At 40.5% G+C, this 3256-nt stretch carries 1 protein-coding gene; it reads left to right on the top strand.

Annotated elements, in window-relative coordinates; all coding sequences use genetic code 11:
• Positions 1–3256 (top strand): T9SS type B sorting domain-containing protein (locus BC748_RS01110; protein WP_133531619.1); only part of this gene is annotated, 3256 nt, incomplete at both ends.

Genomic DNA, 3256 nt, shown 5'->3' on the forward strand with positions numbered 1-3256 from the left:
TTGTCGAACTAGAACTCATCGTTAACCCAACGCCAGAGGCAACGGTTCCAGAGGATTTACATCTATGTGATTATACAGGCGCAGTAGGTTACGAGCCTTTTGATTTAACGTTAGTCATTCCAGAAGTATTAGGTTCGATAAACCCAGCAACGCATGTAGTAACGTTTTATAACGATTTAACTAATGCGCAACAAGGCATAAACAACATCACTTCAACATCGGGTTATATCAATGGTATAATCAACCAAGAAACGATATACGTTCGAGTAGAAACGATAGCTACAGGTTGTTTTGACATAGTAGATTTTGATATTATTGTAGATCCACTACCGTTAATCACCCAGCCGAATTATCCACAATACAGTTTATGTGACAAGGACCAAAGTAAAATTGGTTACGAGATTTTTGATTTAAATAGCAAAGTAGCCGATATCCTTTTGGGACAAACAGGTATGTCCGTTACGTTCTATCCAAGTCTAACCGATGCGCAAAATAATACCAATGCCATTACGAATTTAAATTATGAGAACACAGCGATTTATGTTCAAACCTTAGGTATCCGTATCACCAATACCGCGACCAATTGTTATGTCATCTCCACGATGGATATCCGTGTAGAACCACTACCAAGTCCAATACCACCAATTGAGCCGTATACGGTTTGTGACGACGACCAAGATGGTGTAAGCTGTGCTTTTGACTTAACGACTTTGGTTGCCGATTTAGTACAATCGGCTAATTATACCATCACCTTCCACGAAACACAAGAGAACGCTGATGATGGAGTGGATGCTATCAACACGACGATAAACTACTGCAATATCAGAGCTTATATACAAACACTTTATGTTAGAGCGGTAGACAATCTAACCGGATGTTGGAGTACACTACCAATAGAATTAAATGTAAACCCATCACCAAGCGCACCAATCAATGTTCCAAATATAGTAGTGTGTGACACCGATACCAATACGCAAAACGCTATTACCAATGTAAATTTGGCACAACAAACCGCAACAATATTGGCACAACAACCACTACCAGCCACGAGTTATATCGTTACGTACCACATTAATCCAACCGATGCAGCAACAGGTAATAGTGAAATTGTACCTATCACCAGTTACAATGCCACTAACGGACAAACGATTTGGGTACGCGTAGAAAACATCGCTACAGGTTGTTATAATGTAGGCTCATTCCAAGTGATTATCAACATACCACTTGTTGTAGCCACACCAACACCAATTAGCAAATGTGATGACGATGCCAACCCGAACGACCAGTTTACGAGCTTTGATTTAACCGTTCGCAGTATTGCACCAGCAGACCATACGCTACACTACTATCCAAGTCCAGCTATGGCACAGAGTAATACCAATGAAATCACCAACTTTACCAACTATACCAACACAGCACCAGCCGTGCAAACCTTAGGCGTAAAAATCACTACACCAGCAGGATGTGTTAGTTATACGACGTTAAACATTAGAGTATTACCAATTCCAGAGCCGTTAGACCCAAGTACTGCTACGCCAGAATTGGTTTTACCAGCGGAGTGTGAAAACGCGACCAACTCAGGACAACAAACCTTGGATTTAACTCTCAACGAAGCGTACATCAAAAACGGAGAAACAACCTTAGCGTTGCATTACTTCCCAACGCTGACTGATTTAGAGAACAATACTAATGAATTGCTTACGCCAAATGCTGCCTTAGTAGGCGATACGACGTTGACAGGCGATCCAATTGATTTAGTACAATACGTTTACATTGCTGTTTCTAGTCCAAACTATACCGATTATACGGGAAGAGATTGTTATACCATTGTCAAACAAGGATATATTGTTAATCCGTTGCCAACAGTCAATACCATCACGTATCGACTATGTGAAACAGCACCGATAGACCAAACAGAAACCTTTGATTTAACCTCACAAGCAGCAAGTCTTTTGGCAGGTAATGCTACAACGCCAAGCTCTACGTATAGTTTAACTTATTATACCGACGCGAGTTTATCAGCAGCAAGTCAAATCACTACACCAAGTGCTTTTACCAATACCAGCGATCCACAAATCATTTATGTGGTAGCAACCAACAACCTTACAGGCTGTCAAAGCGATGCAGCACCAATGACCTTAGCGGTAGAAGAAGCAGCCTTTGCAACAGGACCACAAATTGTATCTACTTGCGATGACTATGACAATCCTTATGATGGCGTATATCAATTGGATTTAACAACAACACTAACCGATGCCATATTAGCAGGCCAAGACCCAGCGATATTCTTAGTAAGCTATTATACTAGTCAAGTAGATGCCATTGCAGGAACCAACGCATTATCATTAGCCGAAGCACAAAGCTATACCACAGATGCTGATACCGATACTATTTGGGTAAAAGTAGAAAACAGCAGTAATACGATAGTTCCATTATGTTATGCCATTACTACGATAGATATCGACATTGAGCGTTATCCAAACCCAATTATAGATACAGAGAATGGAGTAAATACCATCTGTGTTAATTATGAAAACGACCAAGTTATTAGACCATTGACCTTAGAAAGTGGCATTACTAATCCATCGGATTACACCTTCGAATGGTTTGAAGGCACATCCACTACAGTGATAGGCACCGATCCAAACTATATAGTAGACACAGCCGAACCATCAGGAGCAACGAGAAGTTATACGGTCAAGGTAACGAGTATTAGTGCTTTAGGATGTTCAACAACATCAACCGCTTTTGAAGTCATTCAATCCGGACCAGCGGTTGTAGCCGCTGGAACAACAGGATATACGGTGACCAATGCATTTTCTGAGAACCAAATCATCACTGTAACGGTTGAAGGTTATGGCACCTACCAATACAGCATTGATGATGGACCACGACAAGACAGCAACATTTTTGAAAACGTAAGTTTTGGAGAACATACGATTTATGTTTGGGATACCGAAGGAGGCATTGCTTACAGCTGTGAAGTATTAGAAATCAACAATGTTCAGATTATAGACTATCCACACTATTTTACACCAAACGGCGATGGTATACACGACACGTGGAATATTGTTGGATTAAGTAACCAACCAACGGCAAAAATTTATATATTTGACCGCTATGGAAAACTACTAAAACAAATCAGTTCCACAGGCGATGGATGGGATGGAAGTTACAACGGTCAACCACTACCATCAACTGATTACTGGTTTAGTGTACAGTATTTAGAACAAAATGTAAGTAAGGAGTTTAAGGC

It is taken from the genome of Flavobacterium dankookense (assembly GCF_004362665.1).
Lineage (GTDB): Bacteria > Bacteroidota > Bacteroidia > Flavobacteriales > Flavobacteriaceae > Flavobacterium > Flavobacterium dankookense.